The organism is Streptomyces sp. NPDC052012, from assembly GCF_040689265.1.
Taxonomy (GTDB): domain Bacteria; phylum Actinomycetota; class Actinomycetes; order Streptomycetales; family Streptomycetaceae; genus Streptomyces.
Genome location: NZ_JBFAXA010000020.1, coordinates 91,699 through 108,463, shown reverse-complemented (window position 1 = coordinate 108,463; position 16,765 = coordinate 91,699). Strand labels below are relative to the sequence as shown.

The following is a 16,765-nucleotide window of genomic DNA, read 5'->3' as shown; positions in this document are numbered from 1 at the left end:
CGACCGGCCGGGCTCGTCCGATGAGGAGACGTGAGCGAAACGAGAAGCGACGGGGAGCTGCTGCGCGCCATCGCGGCGGACCGGGACCGGCGCGCCTTCGAGGAGCTGTACCGGCGGTACGCGCCGTGGCTGACCGCGCGGATGCGCAGCCGGTGCGCCGACGCGGCGATCGTCGACGACGTCGTCCAGGACACCTTCCTCGCGGTGTGGCGCGGCACCGCCCGCTACCGGCCCGAGGCGGCCGGTGCCTCCGGCGACGCCGCCGGCTGGCTGTGGCGGATCGCCTCGCGGCGCCTGATCGACGCGCTGCGCGGCGCCGGGGCCCGGGGACGGCTGCGCCAGACGCTGGCCCGGCTGCGGCACCGCGACGAGGCGTCGGCGGAGGAGCGGGTGCTGGCCGGGGTGGAGCACGGGGACCTGGCCGGCGCGCTGGTCCGGCTCTCCCCGGAGCTGCGCGCGGTCCTCCAGGCCACGGTGATCGACGGACTGACCACCCGCGAGGCCGCCGTCCTGCTCGGCATCCCGCCGGGCACGGTCAAGACCCGGGCGATGCGCGCCCGCAGGCAACTCCGGGAGGCGCTGGCATGACGGACCGAACGAACAACGGCTCGCAGTGGCACGTCCGCGAGGACGACCTGCGGGCCTACCTGCGGGGCGAGTTGGCGGCGCCCGCGCTGTGGTCGGCCGACTCCCATCTCACCGCGTGCGCCCGCTGCCGCGGGGCGCTCGCCGAACTGAGCGATCCCGCGGCCCTCGACGCCGGATGGCAGCGGCTGGACGCCGAACTCGACGCACCCCGGCCCGGGTTGCTGGAGTCCCTGCTGCTGCGGCTCGGCGTCGCCGACCACACCGTGCGGCTGCTCGCGGCCACGCCGGTGCTGCGGCGGTCGTGGCTCGCCGCGGTCGTCGCCGTGCTCCTGCTGACCGTGACCGTGGGGCACGCGGCCGGCGGCGCCGGCTCGCCCACCCTGTTCCTCGCCCTCGCGCCGCTGCTGCCACTCGCCGGCGTCGCCCTGTCGTACGGGCCCGCGCTGGACCCGACGTACGAGATGGCGGTCGTCGCCCCGATGCACGGCTTCCGGCTGCTGATGATCCGCACGGTGGCGGTGCTCGTCGCCGTCCTCGGACTCAACGGGCTGGCGACGCTCGCCCTGCCCGGCTACGGACTGCGCGCGCTGGCCTGGCTGCTGCCCGCCCTCGCGCTCACCGCGACCGGGCTGGCGCTGACGGCCCGTCTGGGCCCGGTGCTCGCGCCGTCCCTCGCCGGCGGCGGCTGGGTCGCGCTGCTGCTCGCGGCGGACGTGGTCCGCGCGAGCGCCGACGAACCGCTGGCCCCGTTCACCGCGGCCGGGCAGGGCGTGGCGGCGCTGGTCGCCGTCCTGGCCGCCGGGCTGATCCTCCTGCTGCGCGACCGCTTCGACCTCGGTGAGGGCAGCCCCGCATGACCACCGCCGACCTCCTCGATCCCTTCTGCGACTTCCCCGGGAGTGCCGTATGACCCCCACCGTCTCCGCCTCCGGGCTCAGCCTCCGCTACGGCGCCACCCGCGCCCTCGACGACGTGTCGCTGCGGCTGTCCGCCGGAGTCACCGGGCTGCTCGGGCCCAACGGCGCGGGCAAGACCACGCTGCTCAGGGTGCTCGCCACCGCCGTACCCGCCGACCGCGGCGCGTTCACCGTGCTCGGCCACGACCCCGGTACCTCGCGCGGCCGCCAGGAGGTCCGCCGCAGCCTCGGCTATCTGCCGCAGAATCCGGGGTTCCACCCCGACTTCACGCCCTTCGAGTTCGTCGACTACGTGGCGATCCTCAAGGAGCTCACCGACCGCACCGCCCGGCACCGCGAGGTGCGGCGCGTGCTGGACGAGGTCGGCCTCACCGACGTACGCGGCAAGCGCATCAGGAAGCTGTCCGGCGGCATGCGGCAGCGGGTCGCGCTGGCGGCGGCCCTCGCCGGGGACCCCGCCTTCCTGGTGCTGGACGAGCCGACCGTCGGACTCGACCCGGAACAGCGCATGCGCTTCCGCGAGTTGATCGCGCGGGCCGGTGAGGGCCGCACCGTGCTGCTGTCCACCCACCAGACCGAGGACGTGGCGATGCTCTGCCACCGGGTCGTCGTCCTGGCCGGCGGTGCCGTCCGCTTCGACGGCACCCCCGCCGAGCTGACCGCGCGGGCGCAGGGAAGGGTGTGGAGCAGTACGGAACGCGACCCCGGCGCGAAGGCGGGCTGGCGCACCGGACTCGGCACCTTCCGCAACCTGGGCGATCCGCCCCCCGGCGCCGACCTCCTCGAACCCACCCTGGAGGACGGCTACCTGCTCACCCTCGACGGCACGGGCGCGGAGGTGACGGCCGCATGACCGCCGTGACGCGACCCCCGGCCCCGGCGACGACCGTCCCGGCGGCGCGACCGCACACGACATGGGCCGCCGTGCTCGCCCTGGCCCGCTTCGAGGCCCGCGGACTGCTGCTGCGGCTGCCCGTCCTCGTCGCCTTCGCCGTGTACACCGGCTGGACGCTGTGGCGGACCCCCTCCTCCTGGAACGGCTACCCCGCACTGCAGGACGCCGACCGCGCCACCCAGAGCGGTGCCCTGCTCATCGGCCTCGCGGTGCTGCTGTGCGCCAACCAGGCGGTGCTGCGGTCGCGGCGGCACGACACCGAACGGCACTTCGCCGTGTGCGTGCTGCCGCCGTGGCGGCGTACGGTCGCGCATCTGCTGTCCGTCGTACCGGCGGCGCTGCTCACCGCGGTGTGCGTCGGAGGGCAGTTCACCTGGGAGGCGCTCAAGCCTGGGGCGGTCGGCCACGGGTCGCCGGGGGAGCTGCTCGTCGGGCCCCTGGCGGTGCTGCTGTTCGGGGCGGCGGGGGTGCTGCTGGCGCGCGTCGTGCCCGGGGCGCTCGCGGCGCCGCTGCTGATCGTCCTCGCCCTGTCCTTCGCCGTGCTCGGCACCGGATTCGGCGGCGAGGGCCGGACCCGATGGCTGGCGCCCGTGGTGGGCGAGAACAGCACCGCCACCCTGCCGTCCGACCTGCTGGGCCGCCCCGCCGCCTGGCACGCCCTCTACCTGACCGGGCTCGCGCTGTCCCTGGCCCTGGTCGCGGTGCTGCTGTCCGGCGGCCTGCGGCTGCGGACGGTCCAGGCGGGCCTCGCCGGTGCGGTGGCGCTGACGATGGTCGGGGCGGTGGCCCAGTCGGGAGAGGTGCCGGCGGAGACGAGCGCGGCGCGCACGCGGGCGTCGGTCAGCCCGGAGAAGGTGCAGGACTGCACCGAGCGGGACGGCACGACGTACTGCGTCTACCCGGAGTGGGGGCCGAGAGTCCGTCACTGGGCCCCGGTGGTGGACCGGGTGCGGTCCCTCGCGGGCGCCACGGCCGCGGACCGTCCGCTGCTCGTACGGCAACGCGTCGAGGCGCGCTACGGCCTGTCCGGCGACGCGGCGATCCGGCCGCTCACCCGGCCCGGCGAGGTGACGGTGGGCACGGCCTGGGGCGGCAACCGGGTGCCGGAGTTCTCCGTCGCGGTGGCCGGCGTGCTGGTCGCGGGCAGGGAATCGGAGGTGGGCGCCCTCTGCGACGGCCGGATGGTCACCGTCATGTGGCTGGGCCTCGCCGGGCGGCCCGACCCGCTGGGCGACCTGCGCGGCGTACGTCTGGACGACAGCACCAGCGGCGCGGCCGTGGTCGTCTCCCGGACGGAGCCGCTCAGCATGACCGGGGCGCACACCGAACTCGTGCGCGAGCTGCTGGAACGGCCTCGGGACGCGGTGGCCGCGAAGGTGAGGGCGAACTGGGCCGAGCTGACGACGCCGAAGGTGACGACGGGACGAGTGGCGGAACTGCTGGGGCTGCCGGCGCCGGCCGAGCCGGACGAGTGCCTGTGAGGGAGGGACGGGGAAGCGAGGGATGTCCATGAGCGCGGGAGCGGCAGGCACCGTCGTGGGGCTCGCGTTGGTCCGGCCGGTGGCGCGGGCGCTGCCGTGGCGGGCGATCGCGGCCGCGGGGTGTCTCGGCCTGATGCTCGCCGGTGTGGCCCGGCTGATGGGAGATCGGACGACCGAGTGGCAGGCGGTGAACGTGCTGCGGGCCTGCGCCCTCGCCTTCGCGATGGGGCTGGCGTTCCTGCTGGACGACCCGGCGCGGCACACCACCGCCGCCGTACCGAACCGGCGAGCCGTCCGCCACCTGCTGCGCGCAGCCCTCGTCGCGCCGGTCGCCGCCCTGTGGTGGACCGCCGCGCTGCTGCTCGTCCCCTCGGACGTACGGCCCCCGGCCGCCGGCATCACCCTGGAGGCGTCGGCGGCCTGCGCCCTCGCCCTGGCCGGCGCGGCCCTCGCCGTCCGCCGCGGCGACAGCACCCGCCCGGGCCGGTCCGTCGCCGGCGCACTGCTCACCTCGGCGGTCCTCGCGGTGCTGCTGTGGCCGGACCGGTGGGAACTGTTCGTGGCACCGGGCCAGCCGGCCTGGGCGGCGGCGCACGACCGGTGGGCCGTACTGCTGGGGGCGGCGCTGGCGGTGTGGGCGGCGTGCGGGGCGGAGCCGCTGCGTCGACGGCCGAGGGGCCGCACACCGCGCCTGCGCCGGCCGGGGTGACGGGAACCGGGGCGGGATTTGCCGCCGGACACGCACAGGATGCCCCCGGTCGCGTACGGTGACGGGGAGCCCTGCTCGGGCGACCAGGCCGTCGGCGTGGCGGGGACCGGGCCGGGGTACGACACCGGGTGCGCGGGGGGACCAGGCAGCCGACTCGTCGAGGTGCGCGGGAGTTTCGCGCACCCGAGGCGAGGGCCGCCGTCACAGGGGGAGGGGTGGTGCCCATGCGGGGCAGCGCTCGGCGGGCCGCCCGCGTCTTACCGTCCGCCCGCGCCTTGCCGTCCGCCGGGTCCGCTCCGCCGCGACCGGCTGCCGTCGGGCCGACGGGACCGTCCCCCCGGCACACCGCCGTCGTTCTCGCCGTCGTCGGCGCCGGATTCGGCACGTACGTCCTGCTGATCACCGCGCCCGACCGGCACGCCGACTCCACCTCGACGCTGTTCTCCGGCGCCGTCGGCGGCCTGTATCTCGCGGCCGGTCTGCTGGCGCGGCTGCGCAGACCGCGCAACGCGGTCGGGCTGCTGATGCTGCTCGTGGGCATCGGGTGGTTCGCCGAGGACCTGCAGATCTCCGCCGACCCGCTGGTGCACACCGTGGGCCTGTTCGTGACCTCGGCGTCCAGCGGCTTCCTCATCCCGCTTCTGCTGGTGTTCCCCGACGGCCGGCTGCGCTCCCGCCACGGTCCCGGCCACGGCTGTCCCCGCGACCCCGACGTCGAGGCAGGGCCGCCCGCGAGCGACCGCCGGAACCACCCCACGGCCGCCGCCGTGGTGGACCGGACCCTGGTCGTGGCGGGCTGCTCGGTGGCGTTCGTCCTGGTGCCGCTCAGCGTGTTCTTCCATCCGAGCGTGGTCCCCAACCTGCTGCTGGTGCACCCGGTGTGGGAGCTGCACCAGGTGATCGACGCGGTGCAGTTCGTGATGAGCGGAGCGGTCGTCGCCGTACTCGTCTGGCGCTGGGCCTCCGCGACACCGCCCGCTCGCCGGGTGCTCTCCCCGCTCCTCGCCGTCGGCCTGGTGGGCGGCCTCGCCTCCGGGCTCGACGCGCTGCTCGGTACGCACGGCGACTGGCTGCACACCCCGCTCCTCACCGCCGTACACCTGTCGGTCCTCCTGCTGCCGCTGGCCTTCCTCGCCGGCGTGTGGCGCGTCCGGCTGGGCCGCACGGCCGTCGCGGAACTGCTCCGGAAGATGCCGTTCGATTCACGGGCGGAGCTGAACGAGGCACTCGCCAGGGCGCTCGGCGACCGCCCGCTGCAGGTGGGCTACCCCACGCCCGACGGGGCCGGCTACCTCGACGCCGACGGCAGACCACTGGTCGTGCGGCCTGGACGGCAGATCACCGCCTTGGAGCGCGACGGCCGCAGAGTGGGCGTACTCGTCCACGACCCCGCGCTGTGGGAGGACCGTTACGTCCTGGAGGCCGTCCTCTCCGCCACCGCCCTGGAACTCGCCAACCAGGCCCTGGTGGCCGAGTTGCGCGCGTCCCGCCGGGAGGTCATCGAGGCCGGTGACAAGCAGCGCCAAGTCGTGCAGCAGTCCCTGCACGACGGTGCGCAGCAGAAGTTCATCAATCTCGGCCTCCAACTGGAACTCGCACGCCGGCGCCTCGACCGTCGCCCGGCACCGGACCGCGACCCGGAACTGGCCCGGATGCTGGAGGCCGCCGTCACCACGCTGCACCAGGGGCACACCGAACTGCGGATGGCCGCCCGGGGCATCCACCCGGCGGTCCTGACCGAAGCGGGCCTCATGGCGGCCCTGCGAGCGCTGGCCGCCGACCTGCCCCTGCAGATCGACCTCCATGCCCCCGCGCTGCCGCCGCTGCCCGAACCGGTCGAGATCACGGTCTTCTACGTGGTGAAGGAGGCGATCAGCAATGTGCTCAAGCACGCCCACGCGCACACGGTCCGCGTCGACCTCCGCTTCGATCCCGGCCCCGCGGACGGGGACGGCACCGGAGTGCTGCGGCTCAGCATCACCGACGACGGCGTCGGGGGCGTGGACCCGGCCCGCGGCAGCACGGGGCTGTTCGGACTGCGCCCCCGGGTGTCCGCGTACGACGGCGAACTGACCGTGCACAGCCGCCCCGGGGAGGGCACCACCGTCTCGGTGACGCTGCCGACCGCCCTGCGGACGCCGTGTGACAACGCCGAGAGCGCCGAGAAGAGCAGGAACAGCGAGAAGGACGACGCACCGCGATGACCGACGAGGGGAACCACCGGGCGCCACGGCGGGCCCTGCGCATCGTGCTGGCCGACGACGACCCGGTGTACGTGCGGGGACTGGCCGGCATTCTGGAGGAGGAGGGCCACGAGATAGCCGGACGGGCCGGGGACGCGCCGGGGCTGCGGGCCGCCGTCTCCGCGACGTTGCCCGACCTGGCCGTGGTCGACATCAGGATGCCGCCCGCCTACGGCCTGGAAGGGCTCCGGGCCGCGGTGGAGATCCGCCGTGCACACCCCTCCGTGGGCATCCTGCTGCTGTCCAAGGACATCGAGCTGACCCACCTGCGCCAGTTGCTGGAAGCCGGCGCGCAGGCCGACGCCGGCGGAATCGGCTATCAGCTCAAGTGGCGGGTGACCGGACCGGACTTCGTCACCGACGTCGTGCAGGCCGTCGCGGCGGGCCAGTACCGCATCGACGGGGAGATCCAGCGCGCCCTGTACAGCAGTCCCCGCAGACGTGAGCGTCTCGCCGGGCTGACGGACCAGCAGCTGAAGGTGCTCGCGCTCATGGCGGAGGGGCTGGCGAACTCCGCCGTCGCCGCCAGGCTTTCGATCAGCAAGCGCACGGTGGAGGACCACGTCAACACCATCTTCGACCGGCTGGCGCTGCCCCCCGAGGCCGGCAAGACCTACGACCGCCGGGTGCGCGCGGTGCTCATGCACCTGGAGTCCGACGGCTGACGGGGCCGTCGCCGGCGAGCAGCGCAGCGGCGAGCAGTGGAGTGCGGGGCATGGCCCCATGCTCGACGTCGCCCGGCTCGCAGGCATCCGTGCCGGCACGGTGATCGCCCTCCCCGTGGCCCGTGCGGACGCTGATGACCGGGCCGGTGCCCTTCCGCAGACTGGCGTGGCAGGGCGCTCCCCCGGGAGCCGCCGCACATCCGGAAGGAGCCCAGCACACGATCATGAAACGCACAGGGGGGACCGGACGGGTCGCGCTCGCGCTCGCTTCGGTACTGATCATCGTCGGAATGCTGTCCACGGCCTGCGGATTCGTCGTCAACAAGGTCGCCGTCCGGGCCGTCGCCCGGGGTGCCCCGGCGGCGGCTCCCTTCTTCTCGCAGGCGCTCCGCCTCGGCGGTGACATCGCCGTGGGCGAGGCGCTCTCCCGTTTCGGCGGTGAGAAGAAGGGCAACCAGCCCGGCCTGTACGGCGGCACCCGGGACGCCGCCCACTGCGACAAGGACAGGCTGGTCGCATTCCTCGGCAAGCCGGAGAACCGCCGCAAGGCCGAGGAGTGGGCCAGGGTCTCAGGGCTCGACGGGCCCGGCGAGATCGCCGGGTACGTGAAGAAGCTGACGCCCGTGCTGCTGCGCGGCGACACCCTGGTCAAGAACCACGAGTTCAAGAAGGGCAAGGCGGTGCCCTTCGAGGCTCTGCTGGAGGCGGGCATCGCCATCCTGGTCGACCACCTCGGCAGACCGGCCGTCCAGTGCAGCTGCGGCAACCCGCTGAGCGCGTTCGACCACGACATCGGCGCCGCCGACGTGGAGTTCGACCGCCGCAACAAGAAGTGGGCGTCGTACGACTCGAAGAAGGTGAGCAAGGTCGAGCCGGCGCCGAAGGACAAGCCGGTCGAGGTCTACGCACTCGTCGACGTCGAGGAACCGGACGACGGGCTGGCCCGGCCCGCCGGCTCGGACGGCACCAGCGACACGGTGCTGGAGGAGGCACCGGTCGAGTCGTCGTCCTCCTCCTCGCCGACGGCGGGCACCGGGGTTCCCGATGTGGTGGGCGCCTCCGCGGAAGAGGCACGGCGGATCCTGGAAGAGGCGGGCCTCACGGTGGGCCCCGTGCAGGAGGTCTTCGACCCGGCCGCGGCCGGCACGGTCCTCGCGCAGAGCCCGGCAGCGGGCGAGGAGGCCCCGGGGGACGGCGTGGTGACACTGACCGTGGCGACCGCCACGAGCCCGACGGCCGATCCGTCTGCCTCGGGGGAGCCCGTGGGCGAGACGACGGAGGACACCACGGGGGACACCACGGGAGGTGCGGGAGCCGTCGGCGGTGTCGGGGATCCCGGCGGCGGCACGGCGGAGCCCGGGGCCTCCGGTACCGAGGGCGCACCGGACGGCTCGGACGCCGTATGACAGCCGTGTGACAAGGGCCCCTCCCGGCCGGAGGGGCCTTGCCGCACCGGGGGAAGCAGGGAGGAACCCGCTCACGTCTCCGTGCGGTACATCAGGTCCGTCTCATGCGTCACGAAGCCCAGCCGCTCGTACACCGACACCGCCGCCTTGTTGTCGGCGTCTACGTACAGCATGGCCGTCGGCAGACCCCGCTCCGCCAGGTGGCGCAGCCCGATCGTGGTGAGGGACTTGCCGAGGCCGCCGCCCTGAGCGTCGGGGCTCACGCCCAGCACGTACACCTCGCCGAGCCCCTCCTGCGCGTGCACCTTCGTCCAGTGGAAGCCGACGATGCGGCCCTCGCGTTCGGCGAGGAAGAAGCCCTCGGGGTCGAACCAGGGCTCGGCCTTGCGGTCGTCGAGGTCGCGTTGGGTGAGGGAGCCCTGCTCGGGGTGGTGGGCGAAGGCGGCGGCGTTCACCGCGAGCCAGGCCGCGTCGTCCTGTCCGGGGACGAAGGTGCGGACGGTCACGCCCTCCGGGAGCACCGGATCGGGCAGGTCCAGGCCCGCCAACGGCCGCCGCATCTGGCGGAGTTCACGGAACAGCGTGAGTCCGAGGACCTGCGCGAGATGCCGGGCGGCGGAGTGGCCGCCGTGCGCCCACACCCGCAGCCGCTTGCCGGAGGCGGCGAGCAGCGCGGCACCCAGCGCCCGCCCGTGCCCCTGCCCGCGGTGCGAGGGATGCACGACCAGCTCCGCGGCCGGCGGCTCCACGGGGTCGGTGTCCTCCAGCTGGGCGTAGCCCACGAGTTCACCGTCGACGGACAGCAGCAGATGGGACACGCCCTCCCGCTCCCGGCCGCGCAACTGCAGCCGCCCCTGCTCGGACACCGCCTGCTGCCCGTCGGTCCGGGCGGCCTCCGCGAGCAGGGCGAGCACCGCCTCGATCTGTTCCGGGGAGAGCGCGGCATAGGTCTGGAGCGAGCGGGGCCGGCCCGGAGTTGCGATGTCGTCGCTGGTCATGCGTACGAGGGTAGGGGAGCGGGCGGCGAATCGGACGGCCACGGCGGTCACGGAACCGGGTGACGCGGCCGGATCGGAAGAATAAACCAGGATGTAACCCCGAAAGCCCTGTTGCGCTACGCGCGTTGACTCTAGGCTGCGCCCGGACCACACCAGACCCACAGGGGGGCGTATGCCAGCCACATCCCCGGCGCACCACCCGCGCCGCAGACGCCGTACGAACCGTCTCCTCGCGACCGCAGCCGGCGTCCTCACCGTCGGCGCGCTGGCCGCGGCGGCCCTGCCCGGGTCGGCGAGCGCGGGGGAGAACGCCGAGACCAAGGGCGCGTCGTACGGTCACGGCCACCAGGGCCGCTACCAGGACGTGCAACTGCTGTCCTTCAACGACCTGCACGGCAACCTCGAGCCCCCGGCGGGCTCCTCCGGCCGGGTCACCGAACTCCAGCCGGACGGCACCACGAAGACCATCGACGCGGGCGGTGTGGAGTACCTCGCCACCCATCTGCGTGAGGCCCGCAAGGGCAACCGGTACTCCATCACGGCGGCCGGCGGCGACATGGTCGGCGCGTCCCCGCTCATCTCGGGCCTGTTCCACGACGAGCCGACGATCGAGGCGCTGAACAAGCTCGACCTGGACGTCACCTCCGTGGGCAACCACGAGTTCGACGAGGGCGCGGCCGAACTCGCCCGCCTGCAGAACGGCGGCTGCCACCCGACCGACGGCTGCTACACGGACCAGGAGTTCGAGGGCGCCGACTTCCCGTACCTGGCCGCGAACGTCCAGAACGAGAAGACCAGGAAGCCGATCCTCGACCCGTACTGGGTGTGGAAGAAGAACGGCGTCAAGGTCGGCTTCATCGGCGTGACCCTGGAGGGCACCCCGGACATCGTCTCCGCGGAGGGCGTCAAGGGCCTGGTCTTCAAGGACGAGGTCGAGACGATCGACAAGTACGCCAAGGAGCTGCGCCGCAAGGGCGTGAAGTCCATCGTCGCGCTCATCCACGAGGGCGGCTTCCCGGCGTCCCAGTCGTACAACTACGACTGCGACTCCCCGGGCGCGGGCGACGGCATCTCCGGTCCGATCGCGGAGATCGCGAAGAACGTGACGCCCGACGTGGACGCGCTGGTCACCGGCCACACCCACGCGGCGTACGTCTGCACGATCCCCGACCCGGCGGGCAAGCCCCGCATGGTCACCTCTGCGGCGTCCTTCGGCCGTCTCTACACGGACACGACGCTGACCTACGACCGCCGCACGGGTGACATCGCCCGTACGGCCGTGAAGTCCGCGAACCACGTGGTGACGCGGGACGTTCCCAAGGCGCCCGACATGACGGCGCTGATCGACCAGTGGAACACCCTCGCCGCCCCGATCGGCAACCGCCCCATCGGCTACATCTCCGCCGACATCTCCCGCGACGGCACCGAGTCCCCGCTCGGTGACCTGATCGCCGACGCGCAACTGGCGTACGGCAGGACGCTGGACCCGGAGACGGACCTGGCGCTGATGAACCCCGGCGGCATCCGGGCCCCGCTGACCTACGCCGCCAAGGCCGGGGAGGGCGACGGCGTGGTGACGTACGCCGAGGGCTTCACGGTGCAGCCGTTCGCCAACACGGTGAACCTGCAGAACTTCACGGGCGCCCAGCTGATCCAGGTGCTCAAGGAGCAGGTGAGCGGCGCGAACGAGGCGGCCCCGAAGATCCTGCAGATCTCGTCCGGTCTCACCTACACGCTGGACATGACGAAGACGGGCGCGGACCGCGTCGTCACGGACTCCATCAAGCTGAACGGCCGGCCGATCGACGCGGGTGCCACCTATCGTGTCGCGACGAACAGCTTCCTCGCGGGCGGCGGCGACGGCTTCCCGACCCTCGGCCAGGGCACGAGCGACCTGGTCGGCGAGGACGACCTGACGGCCCTGGAGCAGTACCTGACGGCCAACTCGTCGGCGGCGGACCCGCTGGAGCCGCCGAAGGCGGACCGGATCACGGTCGTGAACTAGGTCGCATACCTCGGGCAGAGGTTGCGGGTGGGGCCGGTACGCATGGTCGGATGGACCGATGCGTACCCCCCACCGCATGACCGCGCATCACCGTCCGAACCCGTACGAAGAACTCGGCGCCCTCGACGAGGGCCCGCTGCAGGAGACCCGGCTCGAGGACTTCCTCGGCCGGGAACCCTGGGACCCTGGGGATCCGGAGGATCCGGTCGAGGGCGCCGGGAGTTCCGCGGACGGCGAGGGCCCCGAGGACCCCTGGTCCCCGCCCGTCCACCGGCGCGGCAGCCGTCGGCGCCGACGCCGCTTCTCGACCCTGCCGCTCGCCGCCAAGGCGCTGGTGGCGGTACTGGTCCTCACCGCCTTCCTCACGCTCGCCGACCGCTGGGCCGTGCTCTACGCGGAACACCGCGCCGCCGACGTCCTGCGGGACCGCATGCATCTCGCCGCCGCTCCGGAAGTGGAGATCGGCGGATTCCCCTTTCTCACCCAGGTCGCGGACGGCCGACTGGATTCCGTCCGGCTGACGGTCCCGGACGTGGCGGCCGACCGCGTCTCGCTGGCCCGGGTCAGCGCCACGGCACGGGACGTACGCCTGGACACCGACGGACCGGTCTCGATACGCGGTGCCCACGCCCCGCGCCTCGACGGCGAGGTCCTGCTGTCCTTCGCCGACCTCAACCGCGAACTCGGTGCCTCCCAGGTGACGTTCACCGGTGTGGGCGGCGACCGGGTGCGCGCCCGCGGCACGCTGCCCGTCGCCGGTCATGAACTGCGGGTGAGTGCTCAGGCGCGCATCCAGCGTGACGGCGAGCGGGGCATCTCGACCAGCATCGACGGCATGCGCCTGGACATAGGCGAGCTGGCGACGTACCGCCCCGGCACCCGCGCCTCCCAGGGCCTGCACCTCACACCGGCCGCCGCGGCCGACGTGGCCCGGGAGTCCCGCAAGGCGAAGGCCCTGCTCTCGCTGCCGGCGATGGCGCGACGTCTCGGAGTGCCGGATGGGGTGATCCGCGAGGCCCTGAGCGACGACGGCAAGCTCGCCGAGCTGACCGGTTCCCCGCGCTTCGCCCGCCAGGCGGTCCGCCTCAACCTCGTCGACCTGGCCCTGGACCATCCCGAGGCCCTCCGCCGCCTCGGCCTCGACCCCAAGCTCCTCGACACCCTCACCCACCTCACCCGCCCGGCCCTCGCCGACCGCCTCTCCCTCGCCTTCGACCTCCCGGCCCCGACCCACGGCGACCTGCGCCTGCGCGACGTGCGGGTGGAGAAGGAGGGAATCAGGGTCCGGGTAACGGGCGAGCACCTGACGACGGGCCACTGAGCCGAGGATCCTCGATCTCCCAGTACAACTGGGCGAATTCCGTGAGGGAAGCCGGTAGTGAGAAGGGCGGCGGTGCCGGGGAGGTTTCTCGGCACCGCCGTTTCTTTGGTGTTCGTGTGGTTCGGGTCAGCTGGGCCAGTAGATCCAGCCGGAGCAGCCGACGTGGTCCTCGCAGACGCGGAACTGCTTGATCTGGGAGTCGTAGGTGGCCCACGGGCCCCAATCGCCCTTGGCGCCGTTGCCGTCCCACTGGGAGACGTGGGCGCCGTTGGCCAGGTAGGCGTCGGCGTAGACGCCGTTGCCGTCGCGCTCACCGTCGAAGGCGCGCATCGAGTAGCTCGTCGCCTGTGCGCGGTCGGATCCGTGGCTGGCGGTGGCGGCCGAGGCCGAGGTGGCGGTGGTGACGGCCAGGAGCGCAGCACCGGCGAGGACCGTCGAGGTCCTCAGCAGATTCCTCGCTGACAGTTTCATACGGTTTGTTCCCCCTTGCTCGTATCGGTCGGTATGACCGTGGTCGGGGGCCACGCTAGGGAGAGCCTGTGTCTCCGTGCCAGCCTCGATTCCGCCAACCGGCATGCTGCGCAAGGGAGTTGAGGGAATCGGACAGCGGCGACGCTGTCAGGAGCGGAACCCGATGACGCCGAAGCCGGGGCGGTCCGCCGCGTGGCGCATCCAGCTCAGGCACTGCATGACGGCTTCCACGACCTCCCGCTCGAGCGGCGGTGCCTCCCCCGACGCGTCGACGGCCCGCTTGGTCGCCTCGAACTGCTCCAGCGCCAGCGCGATCCGATCCGGCGTCCACTCACCACACCCCGGGGTGTGGGTGTACGGCAGCGGTGCGGGCAGGTCGCCGTAGCCGAAACTCTCCACCGACACGGCGGTGATGCCCAGCGCCCTCAGTCCCTCGTCGACGACCGACAGCCACGCGCCGCGGTGCGGTGTGAAGCAGGAGTTGTCCAGGAAGGACCCGGTGAGCGAGCACAGCCGCTTGTAGGCGTAGCCGTACTGGAAGGCGTGGTCCTTGTCGTCGCTGAACGGCCCGCCGTGCACGACCGCGCGCAGCGCCTCGTACGCCGTGGGAGCGCCGTCGGCTATCTCGTGACCGAAGTAGTCGTCGTCGCGGGCGAGGTCGTCACCGAAGCTGGTGCGAATCACCTCGAGCAACTGATCGTCACGGGAACCGACAAGGGCGCGGGTGGCGGCGACATCGAGGAGGTAGACGCTCAAGGAGGAACTCATGCGACCCACCGTAGGCGCCGCCACCGACAACGCGTCGAGCTGTCACGGCGCCTCGGCCGGCGGCGGTGTCGGGGCGCCCGGCAGACGGATCGTGGCGGTGGTGCCGCCTCCCTCCGCCGGGGTCAGGGTGACCTCGCCCCCCGCCTGGCGGACCGTGCGGGCCACGATGGACAGGCCGAGGCCGGAGCCGGGCAGGGCGCGGGCGCCGGGGGAGCGCCAGAAGCGGTCGAAGACGTGCGGGAGTTCGTCGGCGGGGATGCCGGGGCCGTGGTCGCGGACGGTCAGGACGCCGTCGGCCAGGCGGACCTCGATCGTGCCGCCCTCGGGGCTGAACTTCACCGCGTTGTCCAGGATGTTGACCACGGCCCGTTCCAGCGCGGACGGTTCGGCGCGTACGTACCAGGGCTGGACGTCCGCCGTGATCGTCAGCTCCGGGCCGCGCAGCCGGGCGCGGCGCAGGGCCGAGTCGACGACGTCCTGCCAGGCGACGATCTGGGCGCGGGCCGAGTGCTGGCCCACGTCCGGGCGGGACAGCTCTTGCAAGTCGCCGATCAGCGCGGCCAGTTCCGTCATCTGCGCCTTCACCGACGCGAGCAGCGCCTTGCGGTCGGCCGGCGGGATCGGGCGGCCCGTCTCCTCGCTGCGGGTGAGGAGTTCGATGTTCGTACGGAGAGAGGTCAGGGGGGTGCGCAGTTCGTGGCCGGCGTCGGCGATCAGCTGCTGTTGCAGGTCGCGGGAGCTGGCGAGGGCGGAGGTCATCGAGTTGAAGGAGCGGGACAGGCGGGCCACCTCGTCCTCCGACTCCTCCTCCACGGGGATGCGGATGTCCAGGTCCTCCGTGCGGGCCACGTGCTCCACGGCCTCGGTGAGCTTGTCCACGGGGCGGAGCCCTGCGCGGGCCACGGCGAGACCGGCGGCGGACGCGCCGAGCACGCCGACCCCGGAGACGAGGAGCAGGAGCAGGGCCAGCTCGTTGAGGGTGGAGCGGGTGCTGTCGAGGGGGACGGCCGCCACGTAGGCGTAGTTCTCGGCCACTCCCCGGCCGACGGGAGTCTTCACGGTGACCGCGGTGGTGAGCACGCGTACCGGGTCGCCGTTGCTGTCGGTGCCGTTGCGGTACCTCAGCACCTCCGGGTCCGGGTCCTTGGCCACGTCCCGGTCCTGGCCGGTGACCTTGACCGCCGCGGAGGCGAAGGGCAGCAGGCAGACCGTGCCGTCAGTGCGTACCAGTTGCCCGTATGTCCCACTGCGCGGGCCGATGCCGTCCGTCTCCGGGGTCTGCCCGCAGGTGGCCGCGACACTCTCGAGCTGGCCCCGGTCGAAGACGACGACCGAGGACTGCAGATCGTCGTCGAGCTCGGCGTACAGCTTCCCCTGCACGATGAACCAGCACGTCACCGACACCGCCGCCACCGCGAACGCCACCGCCGCCGCCACCAGCAGCGCCAGCCGCGCCCGGATCGGCAGTGCGCGGAACCCGCGTACGACTCTGCTCACTCCGCGCCGCCCTGCCGCAGTACGTACCCCACGCCCCGCACGGTGTGCACCAGGCGCGGCTCGCCTCCCGCCTCCGTCTTGCGGCGCAGGTACATCACGTACACGTCCAGCGAGTTGGACGACGGCTCGAAGTCGAAGCCCCAGACCGCCTTCAGGATCTGCTCACGCGTGAGGACCTGGCGCGGGTGTGCCATGAACATCTCCAGCAGGGTGAACTCGGTGCGGGTCAGCTCCACCGGCCGCCCGCCCCGCGTCACCTCCCGCGTCGCCAGGTCCATGCGCAGGTCGGCGAAGGTCAGGACGTCGCCGGAATCGGCCGACGCCGCCACCGCCGCCGCATAGGAGCTGCGGCGCAGCAGCGCGCGGATCCGGGCGAACAGCTCGTCCAGCTCGAACGGCTTGACCAGGTAGTCGTCGGCGCCCGCGTCCAGCCCCGTCACCCGGTCACCGACCGTGTCCCGGGCGGTCAGCATGAGGATGGGCGTGGTGTCGCCGGTGCCGCGGATCCGCCGCGCGGCGGTCAGGCCGTCCATGCGGGGCATCTGGATGTCGAGGACCACGAGGTCCGGCCGGTAGGCCGCCGCCTTCTCCAGCGCGTCCGCCCCGTCCACGGCGACCTGAGTGTCGTATCCCTCGAAGGCCAGGCTGCGCTGGAGCGCTTCGCGGACCGCCGGCTCGTCGTCGACGATCAGGATGCGCTGGGCGGCAGGGCCGCCCTCTGCCGAAGGGGACGGAGCGGACGGGACGGGGCTCATGGGCTCGGGTTCCTCGTCTGTGGGACTGGCTGCGTTGAAGGACTCA

General features: G+C 73.2%; 15 protein-coding genes. 10 read left to right on the top strand and 5 right to left on the bottom strand.

Annotation, left to right across the window (positions count from 1 at the left end; all coding sequences use genetic code 11):
- Nucleotides 1-30: 30 nt before the first annotated feature.
- The 8 genes from AB0412_RS26975 to AB0412_RS26940 all read left to right on the top strand — a co-directional run bounded on the left by AB0412_RS26975 (nt 31) and on the right by AB0412_RS26940 (nt 8,904).
- Entirely contained in the window at nt 31-588 is a 558-nt protein-coding gene (locus AB0412_RS26975) for an RNA polymerase sigma factor (protein ID WP_366405162.1), read from the top strand.
- The gene (locus AB0412_RS26970) at nt 585-1,445 is read left to right on the top strand and encodes a zf-HC2 domain-containing protein (protein ID WP_366405161.1); all 861 of its coding nucleotides are present in this window, start codon (nt 585-587) and stop codon (nt 1,443-1,445) included. The genes AB0412_RS26975 and AB0412_RS26970 overlap by 4 nt, the downstream gene beginning before the upstream one ends.
- Nucleotides 1,446-1,494: 49 nt before the next feature.
- Nucleotides 1,495-2,358, top strand: coding sequence for an ABC transporter ATP-binding protein (locus AB0412_RS26965; RefSeq protein ID WP_366405160.1), 864 nt, complete (start codon nt 1,495-1,497; stop codon nt 2,356-2,358).
- The gene (locus AB0412_RS26960; protein ID WP_366405159.1) at nt 2,355-3,881 is read left to right on the top strand and encodes an ABC transporter permease; all 1,527 of its coding nucleotides are present in this window, start codon (nt 2,355-2,357) and stop codon (nt 3,879-3,881) included. The genes AB0412_RS26965 and AB0412_RS26960 overlap by 4 nt, the downstream gene beginning before the upstream one ends.
- Before the next feature lie 28 nt (nt 3,882-3,909).
- A complete protein-coding gene (locus AB0412_RS26955; RefSeq protein WP_366405158.1) occupies nt 3,910-4,590 on the top strand; it encodes an ABC transporter in 681 nt (226 codons plus the stop codon).
- Nucleotides 4,591-4,814: 224 nt separating this feature from the next.
- Entirely contained in the window at nt 4,815-6,794 is a 1,980-nt protein-coding gene (locus AB0412_RS26950; protein ID WP_366405157.1) for an ATP-binding protein, read from the top strand.
- Nucleotides 6,791-7,498, top strand: a complete 708-nt coding sequence (locus AB0412_RS26945; protein WP_366405156.1) for a response regulator transcription factor — start codon at nt 6,791-6,793, stop codon at nt 7,496-7,498. Before AB0412_RS26950 ends, AB0412_RS26945 begins: the two co-directional genes overlap by 4 nt.
- 224 nt (nt 7,499-7,722) lie before the next feature.
- Entirely contained in the window at nt 7,723-8,904 is a 1,182-nt protein-coding gene (locus tag AB0412_RS26940; RefSeq protein WP_366405155.1) for a PASTA domain-containing protein, read from the top strand.
- A 71-nt stretch (nt 8,905-8,975) separates the two neighbouring features.
- Here the strand turns inward: AB0412_RS26940 and mshD are convergent, their stop codons facing one another.
- Nucleotides 8,976-9,902 carry a mycothiol synthase gene (gene mshD / locus AB0412_RS26935; RefSeq protein WP_366405154.1) on the bottom strand — a complete coding sequence of 309 codons (927 nt, stop codon included), beginning with the start codon at nt 9,900-9,902 and terminating at the stop codon, nt 8,976-8,978.
- Nucleotides 9,903-10,074: 172 nt separating this feature from the next.
- Between mshD and AB0412_RS26930 the strand changes: the two genes are divergently transcribed.
- Nucleotides 10,075-11,907 carry a bifunctional metallophosphatase/5'-nucleotidase gene (locus AB0412_RS26930; RefSeq protein WP_366405153.1) on the top strand — a complete coding sequence of 611 codons (1,833 nt, stop codon included), beginning with the start codon at nt 10,075-10,077 and terminating at the stop codon, nt 11,905-11,907.
- Between the two features lie 76 nt (nt 11,908-11,983).
- The gene (locus AB0412_RS26925; protein WP_366405152.1) at nt 11,984-13,228 is read left to right on the top strand and encodes an LmeA family phospholipid-binding protein; all 1,245 of its coding nucleotides are present in this window, start codon (nt 11,984-11,986) and stop codon (nt 13,226-13,228) included.
- Nucleotides 13,229-13,354: 126 nt separating this feature from the next.
- Here AB0412_RS26925 and AB0412_RS26920 read toward each other — a convergent pair whose 3' ends face one another.
- The 4 genes from AB0412_RS26920 to AB0412_RS26905 all read right to left on the bottom strand — a co-directional run bounded on the left by AB0412_RS26920 (nt 13,355) and on the right by AB0412_RS26905 (nt 16,719).
- Nucleotides 13,355-13,699 carry a hypothetical protein gene (locus AB0412_RS26920; RefSeq protein ID WP_366405151.1) on the bottom strand — a complete coding sequence of 115 codons (345 nt, stop codon included), beginning with the start codon at nt 13,697-13,699 and terminating at the stop codon, nt 13,355-13,357.
- Nucleotides 13,700-13,846: 147 nt separating this feature from the next.
- On the bottom strand, nt 13,847-14,467 hold the full coding sequence (locus AB0412_RS26915) for a hypothetical protein (protein ID WP_366405150.1): 621 nt from the start codon (nt 14,465-14,467) through the stop codon (nt 13,847-13,849).
- 42 nt (nt 14,468-14,509) lie between these two features.
- Nucleotides 14,510-15,964, bottom strand: a complete 1,455-nt coding sequence (locus tag AB0412_RS26910) for a HAMP domain-containing sensor histidine kinase (RefSeq protein ID WP_366405149.1) — start codon at nt 15,962-15,964, stop codon at nt 14,510-14,512.
- Nucleotides 15,961-16,719, bottom strand: coding sequence for a response regulator transcription factor (locus AB0412_RS26905; RefSeq protein WP_366405148.1), 759 nt, complete (start codon nt 16,717-16,719; stop codon nt 15,961-15,963). The genes AB0412_RS26910 and AB0412_RS26905 overlap by 4 nt, the downstream gene beginning before the upstream one ends.
- Nucleotides 16,720-16,765 lie beyond the last annotated feature (46 nt).